We start from the raw sequence: 23,844 nt of genomic DNA, 5'->3' as shown, positions 1-23,844 counted from the left end.
AATTACTTTTTTTACTAATGTGCACTGCAAATCTTACACCACAATTGTTTTTTAAGACTTATAAAATTGCAAAAAAGATAGATAACCGAGATAAATAGGGCATCTATAAAAAATAATTCCGTATTGAAAATCAAATGATTACCTTTGTATTCCAATCAACTATGATGCAAAACTCTTTTAACAAGAAATTTTGCAATATATTTTTTTACTTGTTCTTTCCTATTATTTTTTAAACCTACCGCAAAAAAACATGACTATTATGGAGCCTATTGAAACAACTATGGAAATCAAAGACAATACTTTTGCAAGACAATTTGAAACCATAGTCCCCGAAGGACTACTTTCTGTTGAATACTCTTTTCAGGAAAAGAAAATTTTCTTAACCAAGATCAACACACCTGAGGGTTTTGAAAATCAAACTACAATTGATGTATTACTCAAAAACATCATGGAAATTATCATTGAAAAGAAATTCAAATTAATGCCTATTTATCCAAGAATTGTATTATTTATTAAAAAAAATCCTGAATACAAGGAATTACTTCCTCCCGGAATCAGAATTTAAAAGTAACCTATAATTCGGAGCCACAAACCTCCAATTACCATATAAATCAACAGCATAACCAATCCGGTTATCAATCCTTTGACCCACCAGCTTTTTAAATCGACATAACCACTGCCGAAGAAAACTGGAGCAGGCCCATGTCCGTAATGCGTTAAAGTCCCGTAAAGCGACCCTACAAAACCAAGCATAAAAGCCAGTAGCAATCCCGGAATTCCAAGTGAAACTCCAACACCAAGCAATGCTGCATACATTGCCGCTACGTGTGCTGTCGCGCTTGCAAAAAGGTAATGACTAAAAAAGTACACTAAAACTATTATAGGAAAAGCCATTTGCCAGCTCAAACCTCCAATTTCGGCTTTTACCAAATTACTAAACCAATCTATAAACCCAAGTTCATTAAGAGAACTAGCCATCATTACTAAAACCGAAAACCAAACAATAGTATCCCAAGCTCCTTTTTCACCTTTTACGTCATCCCAAGTTAGAACTGATGTTAAAAGCAAAATCACCAAACCTATAAACGCGGTTGTTGTTGCATCTATTGAAAACAAATCGCCTGTCATCCATAGAAATAATAAGATAAAGAAGGTCAATAACATCATCCATTCATTTCTTGTTATCGCTCCCATTTCTTTTAACTTCTGAGCAGCAATTTGCGGAGCATCGCCTGTTTTTTTCAATTCTGGCGGATAAATTTTATACAGCACAAATGGAATTACAAAAAATGCTACTAAACCCGGAACTATAGCTGCTATTGCCCAAGACATCCAGGTAATTTTGATTCCTAAATTAAGTGCAAATTTTTGACACATTGGATTACTCGCTGTTCCTGTTAAAAACATTGATGAAGCAATCAAATTTGCATTGTAACTACTTAAGGTAAGGTATGCCCCTAATTTTCTATGCGTATCCGGCTGATCTGGCATTGAACCAAAACTCATTGACATCGATTTCATAATTGGATAAATAATTCCCCCTCCTCTTGCAGTATTACTTGGCACGGCCGGAGCTAAAACTAAATCTGCAAGTCCCAAACCATAAGCGAGTCCAAGTGAACTTTTACCGAATATTCGAATGAATAAAAAAGCGATTCTGTTTCCTAAACCCGTTTTTATAAATCCTCTGGCTATAAAAAACGAAATTCCTATAAGCCATATTACTTTATCTCCAAAACCCCTTAAGGCCAGTGTTATTGATTTTCCTGCTTCTCCAGGAGCCAGTACTTGCGACAATGCTGTTACGGCAATCGCAATCATACACATCGTTCCCATTGGAGCGGCTTTTAAAATAATACCGAGAATTGTAGCAACAAAAATGGCAAATAAATGCCACGCTTCTACTTTTACTCCTTCGGGAGCAGGAATGAACCAAATTGCGATTCCAACTGCCAGAGTAATTAAGGTTTGAGGGATTTTTACTTCTTTCATAAAATAAAATTAGATTAAAGTCTGCACTGAAACTGAATTAAAAATAAGTTATCATTATAAGTTGATGTATCTGGAATGTTTTTATCGTATCTGTCGATTTCGAATCCTAATGAAATTCGTCCTGTATACGCTTTCCCAAATTCAAAACTCGCCATTGGCGTATAAGTTTGTCTTACGTTGGAATCAATTTTATAACTAGTATCAAAAGATTCGTAGCGACATGATACTTCAAAAGAAGTCAGTTTTTTATAATCAACCCTATATCTAAAATTAGGCATAATATAATAACCTCTCATTTGATAATCGGCTACATTTGCAGTTCTTGCATCTGTTGGCAGGGAGAAATATAAATTATGATTGGTTCCTTGTTTGTATTCTATTTGAACATCAAAACTCAAATTGTCTGTTACTTTAAAATCTCCGGTAATATCAGCACCCAAAGCAAAAACTTCCTGAGTAAACACCTTTCCTATTCCTCCATTTAATCCTAGGTTAACTTTATATTTCTGAGACAATCCTAAAACCCATCTAGTAGAAAATTGTTTTCCGTTATCCTTATCTTTTTCCTGGTTTTTTCCGTTACCATTTAAGATCGAAAAAGCATAACTTATAGGGATCTTTCCAACATCAAAAGCTCCCGTTGCCGATGCTCCAATTTGAAAACTAGTCCATCCATTTTTCCCAAACTCGTAATATTGATTCGAGAAATCGAATGATTTTATAATATCAACAGGAACTAATTCTTCGATACCAAAAGCAGGTCGAAATTGTCCTCCAGTTACTGCAATATATTTACTAAAGGTATATTTTGCATATGCATTTTCGAGAACTTTAGTTTTAGGATCTGATTTAAAATCGGCCAAATTTACCAAGATAACAACTTCGGTTTCTTTGCTCAATTTTGTATTAAGTCCAACACGCATTCTTTTAACATCAAACGAACTTCTTACAACTTCTCCTGATGTATGTTGTACACCAGAAACATCTACATCATCTACAAGGCTTTCTAAAAATCGCGCTTGAAAAAGACCTTTGAATTGAAATTGCGGATATGCTACTTCTTTCTCTTTATCTTTCAACACAACTTTTACAGTATCTTTTGCAGATTGTGCATGTAGAAAAAAAGGTGTTATTAAAAATAGATAAACGATTCTAATAAGTATAGTTTTCCTCATAAGCTTCTTAAACAAAAATTTAAAAAATATATTAATCCTTTATTTAAAATTCATATTTAATTTCCGGATGTTCTTCCACCTCGTGGTGCTGCTGCACCTCTACCCGCGGCAGGACTTGTTGCAGGACGAGCCGGAGCAGGTCTTGTTACGGGAGCCGCCGGACGTGTTGTTGGACGAGTCGTTGGAGCTACCGGACGAGTTACTGGCGTTGTTGGTCGTACTGCCGGAGTTACCGGACGTGTTGTAGGATTGGTTGGGCGTGTAACTGGTCTAGTCGCAGGATTTGTTGGTCGCGTTACTGGCCTTGTTGTTCCTCCAGGTCTTGTGGTTGGATTCGTTGGGCGTGTAACTGGTCTGGTTGTTCCTCCCGGTCTGGTTGATGGATTTGTTGGGCGCGTCACTGGTCTGGTTGTAGATGGTCTGGTTGGTCTTGTAGAGGTTACAGGAGCTGGCCTTTTATAATCTCTTCCATTATATGTTGTATTATAACGTCCGTTTGCTCGGTTGTTTCTAACTACGACCGATGTATTTCTTCTTGATGAATATGTATTATAATATCTTGGATTTCTTATCGTAGCTGTTCTTCGATAGTAATTATTTCGATAATAATGCCCGTGATATCCCCAATAATCATGGTAATAAACCGGACGCCAAGGACGCCAATATGGAGGATAATATCCCCAATGCCAAGGAGATCTGTAGGCTACATAAATTGGAGAAAACAAAAATAGTACTACTGGCCACGCACTCACACTTGTAGTTACGTAACTAGGACTTGTCGTTGTTGTTGTATTATAATTATTGGTTGTATTATTATTTACAATAACGGTAGCATCTCCTTTATATCCGGGGTTTGGTGTTCCAACAGCAGCATCTGAAGGTTCTACTATATAGTTTTTTCCATATAAATCTTCATCTCCAATGATCTGAACATGTATATTATTTTTTTTATCTTTTGTAACTTCAATTACCGCAACATCTTGTTTTTCTGTAGCACTTACTGCAACCTGAAGAATAATTGCATGTGTATTTCCGTCCTTTTGACTATCGATTTCTATATAATCGATTTGACCATCATCATTTAAATCTAAATTATTGACCTTACTATCTTGTTCATTTAGCACTTTCTCAAAATCTTCTAATGTTTTAGATTTTTGAAAAATATCCAAAACTGCATATAAATTAAGGTTATCGCCCGGCAAACCCAAAGCTACCGGCTCATCATCTGTTTGAGACAATATCGATTGACTAAACAGCCCAGTCATTAAAATAGCAAAAAATAAGACAGTCTTTTTCATACTAATAATTCGTTAATTTCAGAATACGCTTACTAAGGTATGAAAAAACAGACAATGTCCAACATGATATAATAACTTTCCAAAACATTGTATTTTCCTACTATAAAATACTAAAAAAATTTTAATCTTTTCCTAATCAGTATCATACTATTGTAAGATTAATATTTTTAACTTTGTAAATACCCGCTTTTTATAGAGTTAAATCTCTTTTTACACCTTACAAAATTAGCCATACAATTTATTCAATACTTTAGATACAGAATTGCAATGAAAAAACATTTACCTATTTTATTTTTTTTCCTCTCTTTAACCTACGGATATGGTCAAATAGAAGTTTCTTCGACTCTGGAGGACGCGATTCATAAAGCCATAGAAAAAAGTACTTCTCTAAAAAACAAAGATCTGGAAATTGAAAAATTAAATCTTCAGGAAAAAGGAATCTGGAATAAATATATTCCAACAGTTGAAGCCTCTGCCCTTTACTCTTATTTCGATAATAAACTAACCGTTGATCTACCAACGGCTAACATTCCTATTGTAAACTATCCTTTGTTTGACGGAAAAACGGCTTTTAAAAATTATGGAAACATTTTTAACGGGAGTGTTATGGCAAAAACGGTTTTGTTTAGCGGAATGCAAATTCCAAACGGAGCCAAAGCAATTGAAGAGAAAACAAAAGGAACTGTGTTTTTAAAAGAATCTGAGAAAGATCAGATTACCAAAGACGTCATTAATACTTTTGACCAATTAGAATTATTAAAAGAAATTGATAAACTAATCAAAGAAAGCGAAAACAGATTAGAAACCGAAACTAAACGTGTTACAAGAGCGATAGAACAAGGACTCGCAATTCCGTATGATAGGGACAAAATTAAATTGGCATCGCTAGAATTAGCTTCCAAAAAAATTGAACTAGAAGGAAAAAGAAAATTAGTGTATAAAAAAATACAATACTTAACTGGCTATTCTATTTCTGAAATAGAAAATGTTCATTACGATTTAACGCCGTATTTAATTACAGATGAAAAATTAAACACACAAAACAAACAAGAAATAAAAGCTTTAGAATCTTTTAAAACCGCTTACGAATATTTATTAAAAAAAGAAAAAGGAACTTACTTGCCTACTTTAGGAGCATTTGGAGGAGTTTCGTACTCGAGTTTATTTAATGCTAATGCCACAACACCAATAATTACGGGTATTAATCAGGCTTTATATTTAGGGTTAAATGAAGCAACTATAAGTAACAATTGGGTCGTAGGCGCCGCTATGAAATGGGAGGTTTTTTCGGGATTTGAAAGAAAACACAAAGTTCATGAAGCCAAAATAAATATCGAACAAGTACAAAATCAAATTGACGATACGAAAGAAAAACTGGAATTACTTCTAGAAAAAAATCTGGTTGATTATAGTGTATTAACTCAAAAAATTGACATTACACAACAACAGGAAAAAGTAGCCAACAATAATTTGAATCTCGCAATAAAACAATACAAAGAAGGTCTTATCAATATATCTGAACGTCTTGAAGCCGAAAACGATTCTTATAAAGCATCTGTTAACAAAACCACTACTTTAATCGAACAACGATTGGCTGCAATCGAAACCATAATTACCACTGGTGATTTATCTAATAAACTATCCAAATAAAAATTTCTATTTATGAAAAAAGCAATAATCATCATCACTATACTTTTCTTTTTTATTGGATGTGAAAAACCAAAAAAAGACGATTTGATTCAGGGGAAAATAGAAAAAGAACAAATTGCTGTTGTGAGTAAAATTCCCGGCAAAATTTTAAAAATATTTGTAAAAGAAGGAGACATCGTTCAAAAAGGAGACACTCTTGCTATTCTTGATATTCCAGAGGTTGATGCTAAAAAAAGTCAAGCTGAGGGAGCCGTAATATCAGCAAAAGCACAATATAAAATGGCTGTAAAAGGCGCGACCGAAAACCAAATTAAACAGCTTGAAGCTAAAAAAATGGGATTGAAGGAACAATATGAATTTGCTCAAAAATCGATTAAGCGATTGACTAATATGCTAAAAGATTCCTTAATATCTCAACAAACTTACGACGAAACTTTTGCCAAATATCAAGGCGCGCAAGCCCAATATAATGCTGTTATTGCAGAACTTGACGATGCTAAAAAAGGAGCTCGAATCGAACAACAAACAATGGCTTTAGGACAGCAAGACAGAGCTCTTGGAGCTTTACAGGAAGTGGAAACTGCAGACAAGGAACGCTATATTATTGCTCCGCAAGAAATGAGCATTGAAACTATTACTTTAAACATTGGCGAACTGGCTTTGCCCGGTTATACATTGTTTAACGGCTATATTGCCAACAGTGCCTATTTCCGTTTTACAATACCGGAAAAACAATTAGGTAAATTTAAAAAAGGGCAAGAAGTTACAGTTCATGTTCCGTACAAAAAAGAAGATGTAAAAGGAACCGTTACTACAATAAAACAATTGGGTGCTTATGGAAACATAGCAACTGCTTATCCGGATTATGAAATGCAGGAAAGTTTATTTGAAATAAAAATAACACCAACCGGCAACAACGAAACAAAAGATCTGATTACGAAAACAACTGTTACTTTATCTCTTTAATTATGCAAGATTTTTTTTCATTACTTAAACGAGAATTCAAATTATTCTGGAGCAACAAAGTCCTCCGATTGCTTTTTATTGGAGCACCAATACTCTACGGCGTTTTGTTAGGCTACGTTTATGGAAAAGGAAAAGTGACAGATTTACCAATTATTATTGTAGATCAGGATCGATCTGAAATGAGCTCAAAAGCGATTCAAATGTTTGAGGATAACGAAGTTCTTCATATTGCTTCGATTCTATACGACCAAAACAATCTCTCGCAAATCGCTATCGAAAAAGAAGCTACTTGTGTTGTTATCATTCCAAAGGGTTTTGAAAAAATGACCTTAACAAAAAAATATCCTGAGATAACAACTATTGTAAACACATCTAATGTTTTAACGGCAAATTACGCCTCAACCGCAATTCAGGTTTGTCTTGGAACATTAAAAGCGGGTGTACAAATTGAAACTTTAAGGAAACAAGGTGTTCCCGAAAATTTACTCATGTCGCAATATGAACCTTTTAAAACAACTTTCATAAAAAAATACAACCGAAGCACTAATTATATGTATTTTCTTTGGCCAGGAGTTTTAGCAACAGTTCTGCAACAAGTTCTTTTGCTAGGTTTGGCACTTTCGTTTGCCTCTGAATTCGAAAACGGAACTTTTAAAGATTTAGTAAAAAGATGCCCCTCTACTCTAAAACTTTTAATGGTAAAAATCGTTCCTTACTTGATTATGAGTTTTGGCGTTTGGCTTATTTACTGGTTTTTTACTTTTTGGTTTAGACTTCCTTTTTACGAAAATTTACTTCCGCTTACTTTTATCGCGGGAATATTTGTTATCTCAGTTTCCTTTATCGGAATTTTAGTGAGTATAGTTGTTCCAAGTCAATTAAAAGCGACCGAAATTTTAATGGTTATTGCGACGCCAAGTTTTATATTAAGCGGATTTACATGGCCCTTAAGTCAGATGCCACAAGCGGTTCAAGCGATTGCAAACGTAATTCCGTTAACTCATTTTCTAAAAGCTTTCAGAATATTAATTATCGAAAACGGAACTTTTTCGCAAACTACCAAACCAATCTGGAATATGATTATTATAGGTTTAGTTTGTTCCATCGCGGCTTATACTGCTCTATATTTTAAGAAGAAAAGCGTTCTAAAAGAAGCATAACTTTAAAACATAAAAAAGGCATAAGAATTTCTTATGCCTTTATATATTTGAAGTAAAAAATTACTTTTCGATCTCTCTCATAGAATCCATTTTTTTATGTGCCAAGAAACCGGCAACATCTTCAAAATGCTCTTTTACACGTTTGTTACCAAACTCAAAAACTTTAGTTGCTAATCCGTCAAGGAAATCACGATCGTGAGAAACCAAGATTAAAGTTCCATCGAAATCGCGTAAAGCATCTTTAATAATATCTTTAGTCTTCATATCTAAGTGATTCGAAGGCTCATCCAGAATCAATAAATTCACTGGCTCCAACAATAATTTAATCATTGCCAAACGTGTTTTTTCTCCTCCGGATAACACTTTTACTTTCTTGGTAATATCATCACCCTGAAACATAAAGGCTCCCAAAATATTTTTAATTTGAGTACGAACATCTCCTACGGCAATATTATCAATAGTTTCAAAAATAGTAGCATTTTCATCTAATAATGACGCTTGATTTTGAGCAAAATATCCAATTTGAGAATTGTGACCAATATCAACACTTCCTTCATCAATACCAATTTCTTTCATAATGGCTTTGATCATTGTCGATTTACCTTCACCATTTTTACCCACAAAAGCTACTTTTTGTCCTCTTTCGATCACAATATTAGCATCTTTAAAAACAACATGATCTCCGTATGATTTAGACAAATCTTTTACCACCACCGGATATTGTCCTGAACGTGCTGCTGCTGGGAATTTTAATTTTAATGCCGAATTATCTACTTCATCAACCTGAACGATAACTAATTTCTCTAACATCTTAACACGAGATTGAACCGCATCTGTTTTAGAAAACGTTCCTTTAAACCTATCAATAAATGCTCTATTATCGGCAATCATTTTTTGTTGCTCATCGTATGCTTTTTGTTGGTGCACACGACGATCTTTTCTAAGTTCTAAATAATGAGAATATTTAGCTTTATAATCGTAAATTCTTCCCATTGTAACCTCAATAGTACGATTTGTAATATTATCTACAAACGCTCTATCGTGCGAAATTACAACAACTGCCTTCGCAGAATTAATTAAAAACTCTTCTAACCATTGAATACTTTCGATATCCATGTGGTTGGTTGGCTCATCCAGTAAAATTAAATCTGGTTTTTGAAGCAAAATTTTAGCCAGCTCAATACGCATTCTCCATCCTCCAGAAAATTCAGAAGTCTGACGAGAAAAATCTTCGCGCTCAAAACCTAAACCAATTAATATTTTTTCAACTTCAGCTTCGTAGTTTACTTCTTCAATCGCATAAAATTTCTCACTTAAGTCAGAAACTCTTTCGATTAATTTCATATAAGCATCACTTTCATAATCTGTACGAACAGTAAGTTGCTCATTGATTTCATCAATTTCGGCTTTCATTTTAAAAATTTCACCAAAAGCTTTTGAAGCTTCTTCCATTACAGTCGAACCATCCTTTGTTAATAAATGCTGAGGCAAATAAGCTACTACAGCATCTTTTGGAGTCGAAATACTTCCGGTAGAAGGTTTGCTTTGACCAGCAATTATTTTTAAAAGTGTCGATTTTCCCGCACCATTTTTACCCATAAGGGCAATTTTATCATTTTCATTTATAGCAAAAGAAACATCGCTAAATAATGTAGTTCCACCAAACTGAACCGAAATATCGTTAACTGTAATCATTACTTTCTGTGAATTTGTTTAATCGGTTAATCGTTTAGTTGACCACCTCTTTTTTTCGTGGTGCAAAGATAGATTAATTAGAGTATTAGACAATACTATTTAGATTACTGAGGTCTGAGTTTTTCTAATTTAGAACAGTATTCTTACATATTTTCAATTTTTAACCTTATCTTGTATAAGAATTTAAAAACCAGCAAAATATGAGAACGAAATTAAACTTGACTATTTGTCTACTTGCAGGATTAATATTTGGACTTTCTGCAAATGCACAAAAAACTGTAATTAAAAAAGAAGCTTTACCCGCAAATGCACAAACTTTCCTGAAAACACATTTTGGATCAAAAAATCCTAGCTACATACTTCAGGACAAAGAGATTCTATCTACAGAATACAAAGTGCAATATGACAGTAAAATTGAAATCGAATTTGATAAAAAAGGAAATTGGAAAGAAGTAGATGGCAAAAACTCTAAGATCCCAAATTCTATTATTCCTAAAAAAATTGCTTCGTACGTGAAAACAAATTTCCCTAAAGAAAAAATCACCAAAATAGAAATAGGAACTTATGGTTACGAAACAAAGCTAACCAACGGTTTAGAATTAAAATTTAACCTAAAAGGAGATTTTACTAAAATCGATAAATAGTATTTACTTCAAACTAACAAAGAGTTTATATTTTATTTTTAGCCACAGATTAAGGGATTTTCACTGATTATTCTTTTCAAGTCTTTGCAAAAAAATCTTTTTAATCCTCTAATCTGTGGCTAAAAAATAACCCCGATAGATTTCAAAAATCTTTCGGGGTTATTAAATTATCTAATTTTCAAATTGACTAATTACTTAATTAATCTTTTCTCCATTTTTTTGTTTCCTCAAAAATGTGCTCTAAGATTGCCGATTCCGTTTCGTCAAAATCAATATTTCTGCGTCCCATTACTAATTTTGCAGTTTCGAAAGCTTTTTTAGTAACATAAGTTGTAAAACCTGCCGCTCCACCCCAAGAAAAACTTGGAACAAAATTGCGAGGAAAACCACTTCCAAAAATATTAGCACTCACTCCTACTACAGTTCCGGTATTAAACATCGTATTGATTCCGCATTTACTATGATCTCCCATCATTAAACCACAAAACTGAAGTCCTGTTTTTGCAAAACCTTCTATTTCATAACTCCACAATTTCACTTCTTCGTAGTTATTTTTTAGGTTAGAATTATTACTATCAGCTCCAATATTACACCATTCACCTAAAACAGAATCACCTAAAAATCCGTCGTGTCCTTTGTTTGAATTTGCAAAAAGAACCGAATTCTTAACTTCTCCACCAATTCTTGATCCTGGCCCAACTGTTGTTGCTCCATAAACCTTGGCATTTAATTTTACCGCTGCATTTTCACACAAAGCAAAAGGCCCACGAATTACTGTTCCTTCCATAATTTCAGTATTCTTGCCTATATATATAGGTCCGCTTGAAGCGTTTAATATCACAAACTCTAATTTTGCTCCTTCTTCAAGAAAAATATTTTCGGGTGCAATAACATTTACACTCTTTGGAATTGGCTGTGATTTTCTATCTTCTGTTAAAAAATTAAAATCTTCGCGAATTGCTGCATCATTCTTAGAAAAAATATCCCAAGTATGCTCAACCGTCAAACAATCGTCATTGTATTGTATAATTTCGTACGAATCGAAATCGACTTCTTCTTGATTTTCTGTTGTAAAAAAAGCAATTACATCATCACCTTTAAAAATCGCTTGGTTTTCTTTTAAATCAGAAACCAAATCCGCAAGCTTATCATTTGGCAAATATGCTGCGTTTATCATTACATTTTCTTCCATTTCAACCATGGGAAATTTGGCAGACAAGTAATCTTCGGTAATGGTTGTTATGGTCGATCCTAAACGTGCTTCCCATTTCTGGCGAATCGTCATGATTCCTATTAAAATATCAGCAACTGGTCTTGTAAAAGTAAAAGGCAATAAGGCATTCCGGACGGGACCGTCAAAAAGAATGTAATTCATAAATAATAAAAATTTGATACTTGTTAAAATCTTGATTTGGTTATCAGTGTCAAAGTTACAAATATTTTATTTGTTTCATTAAACCTGTTTCTTCTCAAAATGAAAAATGCACTTTTTCGCCACGAATTTTTTATTTATTAAATTCAAAAAGTAAAAATTTTAAAGATCAAATTTTCACAGATTCAATTCGTGAATTCGTAGCTATTATCCAGTTAAAAAAATACATAAAAAAAGCCTTCCGACTGGAAGGCTTTTGTATAAATAAAAACAGTTATTAGTTTTTAACGTGTTTTGCATATTTAGTTTTGAATTTATCAATACGTCCTGCAGTATCGATAAGTTTAGATTTACCTGTGTAAAAAGGGTGAGATGTTCTAGAAATCTCCATTTTAACAACTGGATACTCAACTCCGTCAACTTCAATTGTTTCTTTTGTATCTGCAGTAGATTTAGTGATAAAAACGTCATCATTTGACATGTCTTTAAATGCAACTAATCTGTAATTCTCTGGGTGGATTCCTTTTTTCATCTTTCTTTTTATTTATTGTTTAGAGCAATTTTATTTTGAAGCTTTTCCATGGTTAGAAAAAGGTGTAAACAAACGGTACTCTTTTTTGTTTAAAAATTTAATTATTTTTGAGTGTGCAAATTTACAATTCTTTTTTAATAAACAAACATTTAGCACACTTTTTTTAGTAAAATTCAAAAAGCTTTTTTTCTCTCTCATTATATTGGGAATTGCTATATTTGTGGATTAATTTTAAAACATATAGAAATATGATTAATGAAGTTATAAAAAAGAACGGGATTACTTATGGTATTGTACTAGGTGTTGTTTTAGCGTTGATTACTGCAACCATGTATGCAATAGACCTTAAACTATTTGTTTCGGGCTGGATTGGCGGTCTAACATTTGTTATCTATTTAGTAATTGGTATTTTATTACTAACAAAAACAAGAAAAGAAATCCAAGGTCTTTTCTCTTTTAAGGATGCGTTTACCACTTTTTTTATAGCTACTATAATAGGTCTTGCAATCTCAACTACTTTCAACATTGTATTGTTTAATGTAATCGACCCAGAAGCAAAAGCAACTTTAAATGATTTACTTATTAGATATATGGCCGAAACTTTACAAAAATTCGGAACTCCATCTTCTGCCATAAACGAAGCATTAACCAAAATGAAAGAAAACAGTCCTTTTTCTACTTTAGAACTATTAAAAGCATTAATTTTCAGTATCGTTGGTTACTCGATTTTGGGATTAATTTTGGCTGCATTTTTCAAAAGCAAAACTACTACACAAGAATAAAAATATAAATGAATTTATCTATACTTATACCGCTTCTAAACGAGGAGGAATCACTACAAGAACTCTACACGTGGATTATTAAAGTGATGCAATCTAACAATTACTCTTATGAAATCATTTTTGTAGATGATGGAAGTACAGATAATTCTTGGAATATTATCGAAAGTTTTTCAAAAGAAAATCCTAACGTAAAAGGAATTCGTTTTATGAAAAATTTCGGAAAATCTCAGGCTTTGCATGCTGGTTTTGCAAAAGCACAAGGTGATGTTATTATTACTATGGATGCCGATTTACAAGATAGCCCGGATGAGATTCCAGGTTTGTATGAAATGATTACGGCTCAAAAATTTGATTTGGTTTCCGGATGGAAAAAGAAACGTTACGACTCTGTTGTGGCAAAAAATCTTCCTTCAAAATTATTCAATTGGGCAGCAAGAAAAACTTCGGGAGTTGAACTGAATGATTTTAATTGCGGATTAAAAGCGTATAAAAATACTGTAGTAAAAAACATAGAAGTTTCGGGCGAAATGCACCGTTACATTCCTGTTTTGGCAAAAAATGCCGGTTTTAACAAAATTGGCGAAAAAGTAGTTATTCACCAGGCTCGTAAATATGGTGAAACAAAATTTGGAATGGATCGTTTTATAAACGGCTTTCTTGATTTAATAACTATTTGGTTTTTATCCCGATTCGGAAAAAGACCCATGCACTTATTTGGTGCCATTGGATCTTTAATGTTCATCATTGGTTTTTTATCAGCTGGATATATTGGAGTTTCAAAATTATACCATATGTATAACGGAATGAAATATAATCTGGTTACAAGTAATCCTTGGTTTTTTATTGCTTTAACAACTATGATTTTAGGAACTCAATTATTCTTGGCAGGTTTTCTTGGTGAGATTATTTTAAGAACTAAAAGTAACGAAGCACGTTATAAAGTTGCCCGCGAGGTTAATTTTTAACACAATGTTCTAACCTGATTACAGCGATATCTTCCGATTAAAAAAACAAGGTTTTTTAGCCGTAGTTTTTGTTAAGCGGGAATATAGCGACATAGCAAGAATAAGCTCTTAAAAAAGCTCTCAAAATTGATTATTATTTTAATATAAATATAAAACATACGAATGATGAATATAGCACCGAATATCCTGAATGCTGTAAACGAATGGCTGACACCTACATTTGATGACGAAACTCAAGCCGAGGTTAAAGACTTAATGACAACCTCTCCAAAAGAACTTGAGGAAAGTTTTTATAAAAATCTGGAATTTGGAACTGGTGGAATGCGCGGTGTTATGGGCGTTGGTAATAATCGAATCAACAAATATACACTTGGTAAAAACACACAAGGTCTATCAGATTATTTACATGAAGTTTTTCCTAATCAACCTTTAAAAGTAGTTATCGCTTATGACTGTCGTCACAACAGTAACACTTTAGCAAAAGTTGTTGCTGATGTTTTTTCGGCAAATGGAATCCATGTTTATTTGTTCTCTGATTTACGACCAACTCCCGAATTATCATTTGCACTTAAATATTTAGGATGCCAATGCGGAATCGTATTAACAGCATCTCATAATCCACCGGAATATAACGGATACAAAGTATATTGGGAAGATGGCGGACAAATTGTGCCTCCACAAGATGCTGCAATTATTAATGTTATCGAAAACTTAGGTTACGATAAAATTAAATTTAATGCCAACGAAAGCCTAATTCAATATATTGACACAGAAATTGACAAAGCTTTTATAAAATCATCAATCGAAAACGCAAGTTTTAATACTCCGGCTGAAGCTAAAGATGATTTACAAATTGTTTTTACTTCATTGCACGGAACTTCGATAAAATCTATTCCTGACACTTTATCACAGGCTGGTTATAAAAATGTTCACATTGTTCCTGAACAGGCAATTCCTGACGGAAATTTTCCAACGGTAAAATCTCCAAATCCTGAAGAACCTGAAGCACTAACTATGGCATTAGCTTTGGCCGATAAAACTCATTCTGACATTGTTGTTGGAACTGATCCTGATTGTGATCGTCTTGGAGTTGCGGTTAGAAATAATGAAGGTGAAATGATTTTGCTTAACGGAAATCAAACCATGATTTTAATGACTTCTTTTTTATTGAAACAATGGAAAAAAGCAGGAAAAATTAATGGTAAACAATTCGTAGGTTCTACAATCGTTTCTACTCCAATGATGATGGAACTAGCAACTAGCTATGGCGTTGAATGCAAAGTTGGTTTGACTGGTTTTAAATGGATTGCCAAAATGATTAAAGACTTTCCGGAACTTGAATTTATTGGTGGCGGAGAAGAAAGTTTTGGTTTTATGGTTGGTGATGCTGTTAGAGATAAAGATGCTGTTGCTGCTACCTTATTAATATGCGAAGTTGCAGCTCAGGCAAAAGCAGCCGGAAGCAGTGTTTACAAAGAACTTTTACAACTTTACGTTGAAAATGGTTTTTACAAAGAATACCTGGTTTCTTTAACTAAAAAAGGAATGGAAGGTTTGCAGGAAATTAATCAGATGATGATTGATTTACGCGAAAATCCTTTGAAAGAAATTAGCGGTCAACGTGTAATTATGGTCGAAGATTACCAATCATCAATTGCTTTGAATTTATTGACTGGCGAAGAATCGACAATGGATATTCCTAAATCTAATGTTTTGATTTATTATACTGAAGACGGTTCTAAAATTTGTGCAAGACCAAGTGGAACTGAACCTAAAATTAAATTTTACATTAGTGTTAATGCAGAATTAGATTCTGTTGAAAATTTTGATGCCGCCGAAAGTTTCTTAGACGAAAAAATACAAAAGATCATTGCAGGAATGCAATTGAAGTAAAATAATGAGTGACAAAATTGACAATAACAAACCTGAACTATTAGATTCCATAATTGGACTAATAGACGGAACTCGTCATTTTGTTGCCAAAACAGTTAATCAGGAATTAACGCTTTTGTATTGGAAAATTGGAAAAACAATCAATGAGGAAATCCTAAAAAATGACCGAGCTGATTATGGAAAAAAAACAATACAAAGCTTAAGCCTTGAATTATCAAAAAGATATGGAACCGGATTCAGCAAAAGAAACATACATAGCTTCATAAAATTAAGCTCAGTATTTCAAGACTTTACAATTGTGCAGACAGTGTCTGCACAATTGAGTTGGTCACATTTATACTCAATACTAAATATTGAAAACAATATAAAACGAGAGTTTTACATTCAAATGAGTATTCATGAAAGGTGGAGCGTCAGAACCTTACAAGAACGCATTGACAGTATGCTTTTTGAAAGAACGGCCATTAGTAAAAAACCTGAACAAACCATACTTAATGACTTAGCCTCATTAAAAAATGAAAAACAAATTAGTCCTGATTTAACTTTTCGTGATCCTTATTTTTTAGATTTCTTAGGACTTCATGACAGCTATTCCGAGAAAGATTTAGAAAGTTCGATCTTAGCTCAACTACAAAATTTCATTACCGAAATGGGGAGCGAATTTGCTTTTCTTGCTCGCCAAAAAAGAATAACAATTGATGATGAAGATTTCTACATCGACTTACTTTTCTATCATCGCGGCCTACGCAGACTGGTTGCTATTGACTTAAAACTCGGAAAATTCAAAGCCGGTTATAAAGGTCAAATGGAACTGTATTTACGTTGGCTAGAGAAAAACGAACAAAAAGAAGGCGAAAATAAACCAATTGGATTAATTTTGTGCAGTGAAAAATCGCCTGAACAAATTAATTATTTAATGCTTGACAATGATGAACAAATCAAAGTTTCAGCTTATTTAACCCAATTACCAGAAAAAAAATTATTGCTAGAAAAACTCGAAAGAGCCATTGCCATAGCAGAAAATAACATCTATAATAAATGAGTAATTTCAAAAAAATAGTTCCTTTTATATATCCGTATAAAAAATACGCCTACTTAAACATCTTTTTTAATGTTTTATACGCCCTTTTTAGTACACTTTCGTTTGTTGCTTTAATACCAATGCTTCAGGTTTTATTTGATAAAACAAAAGAAAACAGAATAAAACCAGTATTTCAAGGAATTTTAGAACTCCCAAAATACGGCGAAGATTATTTAAGCTACTACATTACCACAACAAAAGGTACACACGAATCTGGTTATATTCTATCCGTAATGGTCGCGATCATAATTTCGATCTTTTTACTGAAAAACTTAGCCGATTATTTAGCTATGTTTTTTATTAATTTTTTACGAAACGGGGTTTTAAGAGATATGCGAAATGCATTGTATAAAAAAACACTTGAACTGCCTTTGGCTTTTTATTCTGAAAAAAGAAAAGGAGACGTAATTTCAAGAATTTCTGCCGACGTAAACGAAGTACAAAACTCATTTTTGGCAATTCTGGAACTTATAGTAAAAGAGCCTTTAACTATTATTTTTACAATAGCTACGATGTTAATCATCAGTCCACAATTGACTTTATTTGTTTTTATATTTATTCCCGTTTCTGGCTATATAATTTCTTTAATTGGAAAACAACTTAAAAAACAATCTTCAAAAGCACAACAAGAACAAGGAACTTTCTTATCGACTATAGAAGAAACTATAGGTGGACTAAAAGTTGTAAAAGGCTACAATTCTGAAAATTACTTCAATACTGTTTTCCAGAATTCAACTGAACGTTTTTTTAAATTATCAAACAGCATTGGTAATCGCCAAAACTTAGCTTCTCCTGCAAGTGAATTTATGGGAATTACAGTAATTGCCATTTTACTTTGGTATGGAGGTCAAATGGTTTTAATTGACAAAACCCTAGACGGAGCTAAATTTATCGCTTATATGGGATTAGCATATAATATTTTGACTCCTGCAAAAGCAATCTCTAAAGCTTCTTACGGAGTAAAAAGAGGAAATGCCGCTGCTGAACGTGTTCTTGAAATTCTAGAACAAGAAAATCCAATTGTCTCTAAAGAAAACGCAATAGAAAAGACAACTTTTGACAACAATATTTGCATCCAAAACATCAACTTTAAATATGAAAACGAAACAGTTTTAAAAGACTTTTCTCTTCAAATTAATAAAGGCCAAACTGTTGCTCTTGTTGGACAATCAGGAAGTGGAAAAAGTACGATTGCTAATTTATTGACTCGTTTTTATGATGTAAATGACGGAACGATTTCGATTGATGGAATTAACATCAAAGACATGAACCTTCAGTCTCTACGCAGCTTAATGGGATTAGTTACTCAGGATAGTATTTTATTTAATGACACAATTAAAGCCAATATTGCCTTAGGAAAATTAGACGCTACAGACGACGAAATTATCGAAGCTCTAAAAATCGCTAATGCTTTTGAATTTGTAAACGAATTACCTTTAGGAATTTACACTAACATTGGTGATAGCGGAAACAAACTTTCTGGAGGTCAAAAACAACGTTTATCTATTGCTCGCGCTGTATTGAAGAACCCTCCGATTATGATTTTGGATGAAGCTACATCTGCACTAGATACTGAAAGCGAAAAATTTGTTCAGATTGCCCTAGAGAATATGATGCAAAACAGAACTTCGATTGTAATTGCGCACCGTCTTTCAACAATCCAAAAAGCAGACGTAATTGTAGTGATGCAAAAAGGAAAAATCGTAGAACAAGGAACTCACGACGAATTAATTGCTCGCAACGGTACTTACAACAAATTAGTAACCATGCAATCTTTTGAATCTTAAATAAAGTTTTCGGCCACAGATTACACGAATTAAACAGATTTTTTTTTAAACATTGAAATAAATCATTTTAATCCGTGAAATCTGTGGCATTTTTTTTTAATTTTAATATAAAACTTTAAGAAATGTATCTTAACAATCCGAACATAAAACTTCCAGATGACCCAGATACAATTGTATGGAAGTACTTGGACTTGTCAAAATTTCTAGATCTACTAATGTCTAAGAAATTATTCATGTCTCGTTCTGACAAATTTGAAGATCAATACGAAGGCACTTTTAGCGAACCTACTTTTGAGGAGATTAAAAAACTTGCCATCGACAATCCCGACTTTTTAAAATACTACAAAACGCAACGCGAACAAGTAGCTATAAGCAGTTGGCACATTAACGAATATGAATCGTTTGCTATGTGGCAAATTTTCACTCAAAACAGCGAAGGATTAGCCATTCAATCGACGATTGGCAGATTACAAAAAGCACTGAATCCGGAGAATAATTTTGACCAATATATTGGTGAAGTTAATTACATCGACTATAAAAAAGAATACATTCCGTTTGACGATTTGTTTTTCCCATTTTTATTTAAACGAAAAAGTTTTCAATACGAGCGCGAAGTCCGTATTATTACCGACACTTCAAAAAGTACCGTAAAACTAAATGATGGTTTAAAAATCAATGTCGATCTAAAACAATTAATTGAAAAAATCTACATTCATCCAAAATCCGAAAACTGGTACAAAAAACTGGTTATTCAATTGGTAGAGCGTTTAGGTTTTGGATTTGAAATCGAGAAATCAGATTTAGAGAGTGATATATTGATATAAAGACGCTAAGGTACTGAGATACTAAGTTGCTGAGTTTTTTTTGCCACAGATTATAAGGATTAAAAGAAAAAGCTGTTTAAAAATTAATTGATTTAATTTTTAAACAGCTTTTTCTTTTTGATTCCAAATCTTAGAAACTCAGAATCTTAGTAGCTTAGAACCTTAAATAGGTTTATAACTTTTAACTTCCCATTTTTTAGAACCTAAATCAATATAGTTATAATGCAAAACATCGTTTTTATCAAATTGTCCGTTTTGGTTCGTATCTTCAATAGTTCTAAAATACAAACGATTTTTAGATTCAATTAAACTCCAATCTACTAATTCCTGAAGATCTTCAGATACTTTAGTAAAATGCTCTCCGCTAATATCGCTTAAATACAATGTTTTAATATCGCTAGTATCGATTTTACCATCTTTATTGGTATCAGAATCCGTTAGGGTATAAACCATTACTTTATTCTGAGTTCTATCGGCAACAGTCTTCAAATAAGTCGCTGTTAAGATTAAAACAGGCTTATCTGATAAAGGTCGAATAGAATCTGAATCTACTTTTTGAAATTTCAAGTTTTGTAAATAACCAGTAATCTCATACTCTCCCAAATTAGAGATTGTAAAACTCACATCGTTTACACTTGAAGAACCATAACGTGCTTTTGAACCTTTTTCGAAAACGCGCAAATCTCCTACCGGATGAATTAAATAATTCGTTCCTTCCATCTGAATTGGTAAATCAGCAATCTCAATCTGTGTTGAATCTGTTTTTGCAACAACATTTGATTTACTACCAGCATCATAAATTACTTTAGGTTTCTGAGCTTCATCTTTACAACTTACTAATGTCCCGATGATTACTAAGGCTATATATTTTAAGGAATTTTTCATGTATGCGAATTATATTTAGAATATCAAATATAGTATTTTTGATTGTATTATTTATTTTTATTGAATTTTACTAGGGCAAAGATGTTGAGAAACACAATCCCAAGATAACCTAGAAAAGAATCCATTGTTCTCTCAAAAAAGAAACCTGAAAAATGTGAAGTTCTTTTTTTTTGTTTTCTTCCTCCATTCGAAGCGTGTTTTCTCTTGAATAAGCAATAGTTCCACAAATAAACCTATGATCTTGTTTATGTTTTGGTTTAGTACTCGTTAATACATATATATCATCTTTGTACGGAGCCCAAGTTGGAACCTTCTCTACTGTCAAAATATCAATAACATTTACAAAAGTATTGTAATCTGCTTTTGAACTAAAATGAATTTTCGCTCCATTTATAGTATCATATTCCTTAACTAATTCTCGCACAAAAAACCTTAGTTCTTGCAATTTGAGTTCTTGCGTTTTTTCACCATTAAAAACAAAATCTTTGTATTTTCTTAAGTCTTTAACTTTATACTTTTCAAATTCTTCTTTATTCGGAACTAAAGAAATATCTAAGGAGCCATAAACTTTAAAAGCGTCTACTTTATAAAAATGATAAAAGCATAAAACAGAAATCAGAACCAACGAAATCATTCCCGGAACGTAAAAAATTTTCTTTCTTCTTTCATGTATTCGAATCACAATCTTGCATTAATTTTCACATTAAAAACTCTCGAAGTCATGTAATTTGGAATTGCATATTGATTTTTAGAATATACATCACGAACCCAAGTATTGGTTATTGCGTTTTGATTATTGAAAAGATTAAAAATCTCTACTCCAACAGATAATTCTTTGAAGTTTTTTAACCAATTTGCTTTTGCAGTTTTCGTATTACTATCAACAAACACTTTAGCAAAACCAACATCGGCTCTGCGATAATCATTCAATCGGTTTTGATATAAATACGGATCCGAATATGCGGGAGCTCCACCAGGTAAACCAGTATTATACACCAAATTCAGGTATAATTTTACACTCGGAATATTTGGCATATAATCCTGAAACAACATCGCAAATTTTAAACGTTGATCTGTTGGTCTGGCTATATATCCTTTATTTTCATAGTTTTCTTCAGTTTTTAAATATCCAAAACTAATCCAAGATTCTGTTCCCGGAACAAATTCTCCATTTAATCTAAAATCTAAACCTTGGGCATAAGCGGTCGCATTGTTATTGGCAACATAACGAATTCGAACATTATCTATCGAATACACATTTACATCTGAAAGTGATTTGTAATACAGTTCTGTAACCCATTTAAAAGGACGATTCCACATTTTAAAATTGTAATCGTTACTCAAAACCACATGAACAGATTCCTGCGCTTTTACATTTGGATTCACAACTCCATCTAAATCCCGAAGCTCTCTATAAAACGGCGGCTGATGATACAATCCTCCCGAAAGCCTAAAAATCATATCCATATCCCAATCTGGCTTTATAGCAAATTGTGCACGCGGACTAAAAACAATTTGATTTTTTCCATTGACCGCAGCGCCAGAAACATTCCAACTCTGAAAACGCGCTCCTACATTGTACCAAACTTGATTTGATCCAATTTCAGTTTTTTTATTGTATTGTGCATAACCAGAAAACCTGTTTATCGTGTTGTAATTTGTAGCACGAACATCTTGATATGGCAAAAGCGGACCTGTATAGGGTTGATAAGGCTGATTATTTTGAGGTAAAACTGCAATTGGAGGATTTATAGAAAACCCGGCCGAGTCGATCATCTCCCACTCTACAATTCTGTCACGAATAGATTCTCTCGTATATTTAAGTCCAAACTCTAATTGGCTGTCATTTTTCCATTCTTTAAAACCTTTTACTTCTGCATTTGCAATTAATGCATCTAAATCGTTTCTGGCATGACTTAATTGCGAACCAATTCCACGAGTAAAATCGACTTGAGCTGTTTGGTCTTCACCAACATTTCCTAAACGATATTGTGCCAAAATATCAAAATGCTCTTGTTCTATTGTATGAAAAAGAGATCCAATAAATTTTAACGTAAAGCTCGAAGACACTTTATAAGTCGTTTTTAATGCTCCAAAATAAGTATCATATTGATCTCTTTCTTTACCTTCATAATATACCGCGAGCGACATTGGCTGATCTATAGTTCCAAATTTTGTTTCACGCGTTAAAGGCTGATATAAGTATTTATTTTGAGAGATATTCCCCAAAAAACTCATTTGCCATTTTTTAGAAATATCATAATTAATATTCGTTTGAATGTCGGCAAAAGTTGGAGTATAATTCGTTTGAGTATCCTGACTATTGACCAATAAACTATTGTTTCGATAACGAACACCGGTTACGGCTGACCATTTTTTGTTTTTAGAAACGGCATCAACAGCAACACTTCCCCCTAGTAAACTAGCTTCGAGCGAAGCGCCAAATTGAGTTGGCTTTCGATAAGTAATATCTAAAACAGAGGATAATTTATCTCCAAATTTAGCCTGAAATCCTCCTGCCGAAAAATCAACATTTTGAACTAAATCAGTATTTGTAAAACTCAATCCCTCTTGTTGTCCTGAACGAATTAAAAACGGACGATAAACTTCAATTTCATTTACATAAACTAAATTCTCATCGTAGTTTCCGCCACGTACAGCATATTGTGTGCTTAATTCATTATTAGAGTTTACTCCGGGCAAGGTTTTTAAAACATTCTCGATTCCGGCATTGGCACCCGGAATTCTTTTTATTGTAGCTGCATCAACAGTTGTAATTCCCTGAACGCGTTTTTTACTTTTTGAAGAAACAAAAACTTCTCCCATTTGTTCTTCGGAATTACTCATCACGGGGTTAAAAACAAAAATCTCGTTGGGCTTTAAACTTACCGTCAAGCTCATCATTTTTAGCGAAATATGAGTAAAAATTAATGATACCTTTTTATTAGAAGGGATATTAATTTCAAAAAAACCATTATTATCTGTTTGCGTGGCATTGCCTGAAGAAGTAATATTTACACCAACGGCAGGATGATTTTCATTGTCTAAAATAACTCCCTTTACATGAGCACTTTGAGCAAATGAAACACTAGTAATGCATAAAAAAAGAAAAACGAATATTAACCTAATATTATTCAAACGCT

Annotated in this window: 20 protein-coding genes; 11 read left to right on the top strand and 9 right to left on the bottom strand. The window is 33.0% G+C overall.

Features of this window, described 5'->3' with window-relative positions:
* Positions 1-250 precede the first annotated feature (250 nt).
* On the top strand, positions 251-565 hold the full coding sequence (locus tag IW18_RS07010; protein WP_240475537.1) for a GNAT family N-acetyltransferase: 315 nt from the start codon (positions 251-253) through the stop codon (positions 563-565).
* Here the strand turns inward: IW18_RS07010 and IW18_RS07005 are convergent.
* Genes IW18_RS07005 through IW18_RS06995 form a run of 3 tightly spaced genes read right to left on the bottom strand, consistent with a single transcriptional unit; the run spans position 562 to position 4,465 of the window.
* Entirely contained in the window at positions 562-1,992 is a 1,431-nt protein-coding gene (locus IW18_RS07005; RefSeq protein ID WP_041516879.1) for an anion permease, read from the bottom strand. The two genes, IW18_RS07010 and IW18_RS07005, sit on opposite strands and share 4 nt — an antisense overlap.
* Before the next feature lie 14 nt (positions 1,993-2,006).
* Positions 2,007-3,167 (bottom strand): porin, encoded by a 1,161-nt coding sequence (locus tag IW18_RS07000; protein ID WP_041516878.1) that lies wholly within the window; start codon positions 3,165-3,167, stop codon positions 2,007-2,009.
* 56 nt (positions 3,168-3,223) lie between these two features.
* The gene (locus IW18_RS06995) at positions 3,224-4,465 is read right to left on the bottom strand and encodes a hypothetical protein (protein WP_084607928.1); all 1,242 of its coding nucleotides are present in this window, start codon (positions 4,463-4,465) and stop codon (positions 3,224-3,226) included.
* A 267-nt stretch (positions 4,466-4,732) separates the two neighbouring features.
* Between IW18_RS06995 and IW18_RS06990 the strand changes: the two genes are divergently transcribed.
* From IW18_RS06990 to IW18_RS06980, 3 genes are read left to right on the top strand one after another with little or no spacing between them, the layout of a single operon-like run.
* The gene (locus tag IW18_RS06990) at positions 4,733-6,115 is read left to right on the top strand and encodes a TolC family protein (protein ID WP_041516877.1); all 1,383 of its coding nucleotides are present in this window, start codon (positions 4,733-4,735) and stop codon (positions 6,113-6,115) included.
* A gap of 12 nt (positions 6,116-6,127) precedes the next feature.
* Positions 6,128-7,081, top strand: coding sequence for an HlyD family secretion protein (locus IW18_RS06985; RefSeq protein WP_041516876.1), 954 nt, complete (start codon positions 6,128-6,130; stop codon positions 7,079-7,081).
* Positions 7,082-7,083: 2 nt separating this feature from the next.
* The gene (locus tag IW18_RS06980) at positions 7,084-8,241 is read left to right on the top strand and encodes an ABC transporter permease (RefSeq protein ID WP_041516875.1); all 1,158 of its coding nucleotides are present in this window, start codon (positions 7,084-7,086) and stop codon (positions 8,239-8,241) included.
* Positions 8,242-8,301: 60 nt separating this feature from the next.
* Here IW18_RS06980 and IW18_RS06975 read toward each other — a convergent pair whose 3' ends face one another.
* Positions 8,302-9,936 (bottom strand): ABC-F family ATP-binding cassette domain-containing protein, encoded by a 1,635-nt coding sequence (locus IW18_RS06975; protein WP_041516874.1) that lies wholly within the window; start codon positions 9,934-9,936, stop codon positions 8,302-8,304.
* A 200-nt stretch (positions 9,937-10,136) separates the two neighbouring features.
* On the opposite strand from IW18_RS06975, the gene IW18_RS06970 reads away from it, so the two are divergent.
* Positions 10,137-10,580: a PepSY-like domain-containing protein gene (locus IW18_RS06970; RefSeq protein ID WP_041516873.1), complete on the top strand. Its 444-nt coding sequence runs from the start codon at positions 10,137-10,139 to the stop codon at positions 10,578-10,580.
* 199 nt (positions 10,581-10,779) lie between these two features.
* Here the strand turns inward: IW18_RS06970 and IW18_RS06965 are convergent, their stop codons facing one another.
* Positions 10,780-11,955: a GlmU family protein gene (locus IW18_RS06965; RefSeq protein WP_041516872.1), complete on the bottom strand. Its 1,176-nt coding sequence runs from the start codon at positions 11,953-11,955 to the stop codon at positions 10,780-10,782.
* 274 nt (positions 11,956-12,229) lie between these two features.
* The gene (locus IW18_RS06960) at positions 12,230-12,484 is read right to left on the bottom strand and encodes a type B 50S ribosomal protein L31 (protein ID WP_041516871.1); all 255 of its coding nucleotides are present in this window, start codon (positions 12,482-12,484) and stop codon (positions 12,230-12,232) included.
* A 248-nt stretch (positions 12,485-12,732) separates the two neighbouring features.
* Between IW18_RS06960 and IW18_RS06955 the strand changes: the two genes are divergently transcribed.
* The 6 genes from IW18_RS06955 (at position 12,733) to IW18_RS06930 (ending at position 19,816) form a co-directional block, all read left to right on the top strand.
* Positions 12,733-13,266, top strand: a complete 534-nt coding sequence (locus IW18_RS06955; RefSeq protein ID WP_041516870.1) for a DUF4199 domain-containing protein — start codon at positions 12,733-12,735, stop codon at positions 13,264-13,266.
* Between the two features lie 8 nt (positions 13,267-13,274).
* The gene (locus IW18_RS06950; RefSeq protein ID WP_041516869.1) at positions 13,275-14,231 is read left to right on the top strand and encodes a glycosyltransferase family 2 protein; all 957 of its coding nucleotides are present in this window, start codon (positions 13,275-13,277) and stop codon (positions 14,229-14,231) included.
* A 165-nt stretch (positions 14,232-14,396) separates the two neighbouring features.
* Positions 14,397-16,124 carry a phospho-sugar mutase gene (locus IW18_RS06945; protein WP_041516868.1) on the top strand — a complete coding sequence of 576 codons (1,728 nt, stop codon included), beginning with the start codon at positions 14,397-14,399 and terminating at the stop codon, positions 16,122-16,124.
* Between the two features lie 4 nt (positions 16,125-16,128).
* Entirely contained in the window at positions 16,129-17,166 is a 1,038-nt protein-coding gene (locus tag IW18_RS06940; RefSeq protein ID WP_041516867.1) for a PDDEXK nuclease domain-containing protein, read from the top strand.
* The gene (locus tag IW18_RS06935; protein ID WP_041516866.1) at positions 17,163-18,992 is read left to right on the top strand and encodes an ABC transporter ATP-binding protein; all 1,830 of its coding nucleotides are present in this window, start codon (positions 17,163-17,165) and stop codon (positions 18,990-18,992) included. The genes IW18_RS06940 and IW18_RS06935 overlap by 4 nt, the downstream gene beginning before the upstream one ends.
* A gap of 122 nt (positions 18,993-19,114) precedes the next feature.
* Positions 19,115-19,816 (top strand): DUF2971 domain-containing protein, encoded by a 702-nt coding sequence (locus IW18_RS06930; protein WP_041516865.1) that lies wholly within the window; start codon positions 19,115-19,117, stop codon positions 19,814-19,816.
* Between the two features lie 162 nt (positions 19,817-19,978).
* Here the strand turns inward: IW18_RS06930 and IW18_RS06925 are convergent, their stop codons facing one another.
* From IW18_RS06925 to IW18_RS06915, 3 genes are all read right to left on the bottom strand, one after another.
* A complete protein-coding gene (locus IW18_RS06925; protein ID WP_041516864.1) occupies positions 19,979-20,701 on the bottom strand; it encodes a CREC-EF hand family protein in 723 nt (240 codons plus the stop codon).
* Between the two features lie 109 nt (positions 20,702-20,810).
* Entirely contained in the window at positions 20,811-21,383 is a 573-nt protein-coding gene (locus IW18_RS06920; protein ID WP_041516863.1) for a hypothetical protein, read from the bottom strand.
* Positions 21,380-23,839 (bottom strand): TonB-dependent receptor, encoded by a 2,460-nt coding sequence (locus IW18_RS06915; RefSeq protein WP_041516862.1) that lies wholly within the window; start codon positions 23,837-23,839, stop codon positions 21,380-21,382. The genes IW18_RS06920 and IW18_RS06915 overlap by 4 nt, the downstream gene beginning before the upstream one ends.
* Between the last annotated feature and the right edge of the window lie 5 nt (positions 23,840-23,844).

The organism is Flavobacterium hibernum (assembly GCF_000832125.1).
GTDB lineage: Bacteria > Bacteroidota > Bacteroidia > Flavobacteriales > Flavobacteriaceae > Flavobacterium > Flavobacterium hibernum.
Note: the sequence above shows the minus strand (reverse complement) of the source record. Positions and strands in the feature narration are given on the sequence as shown.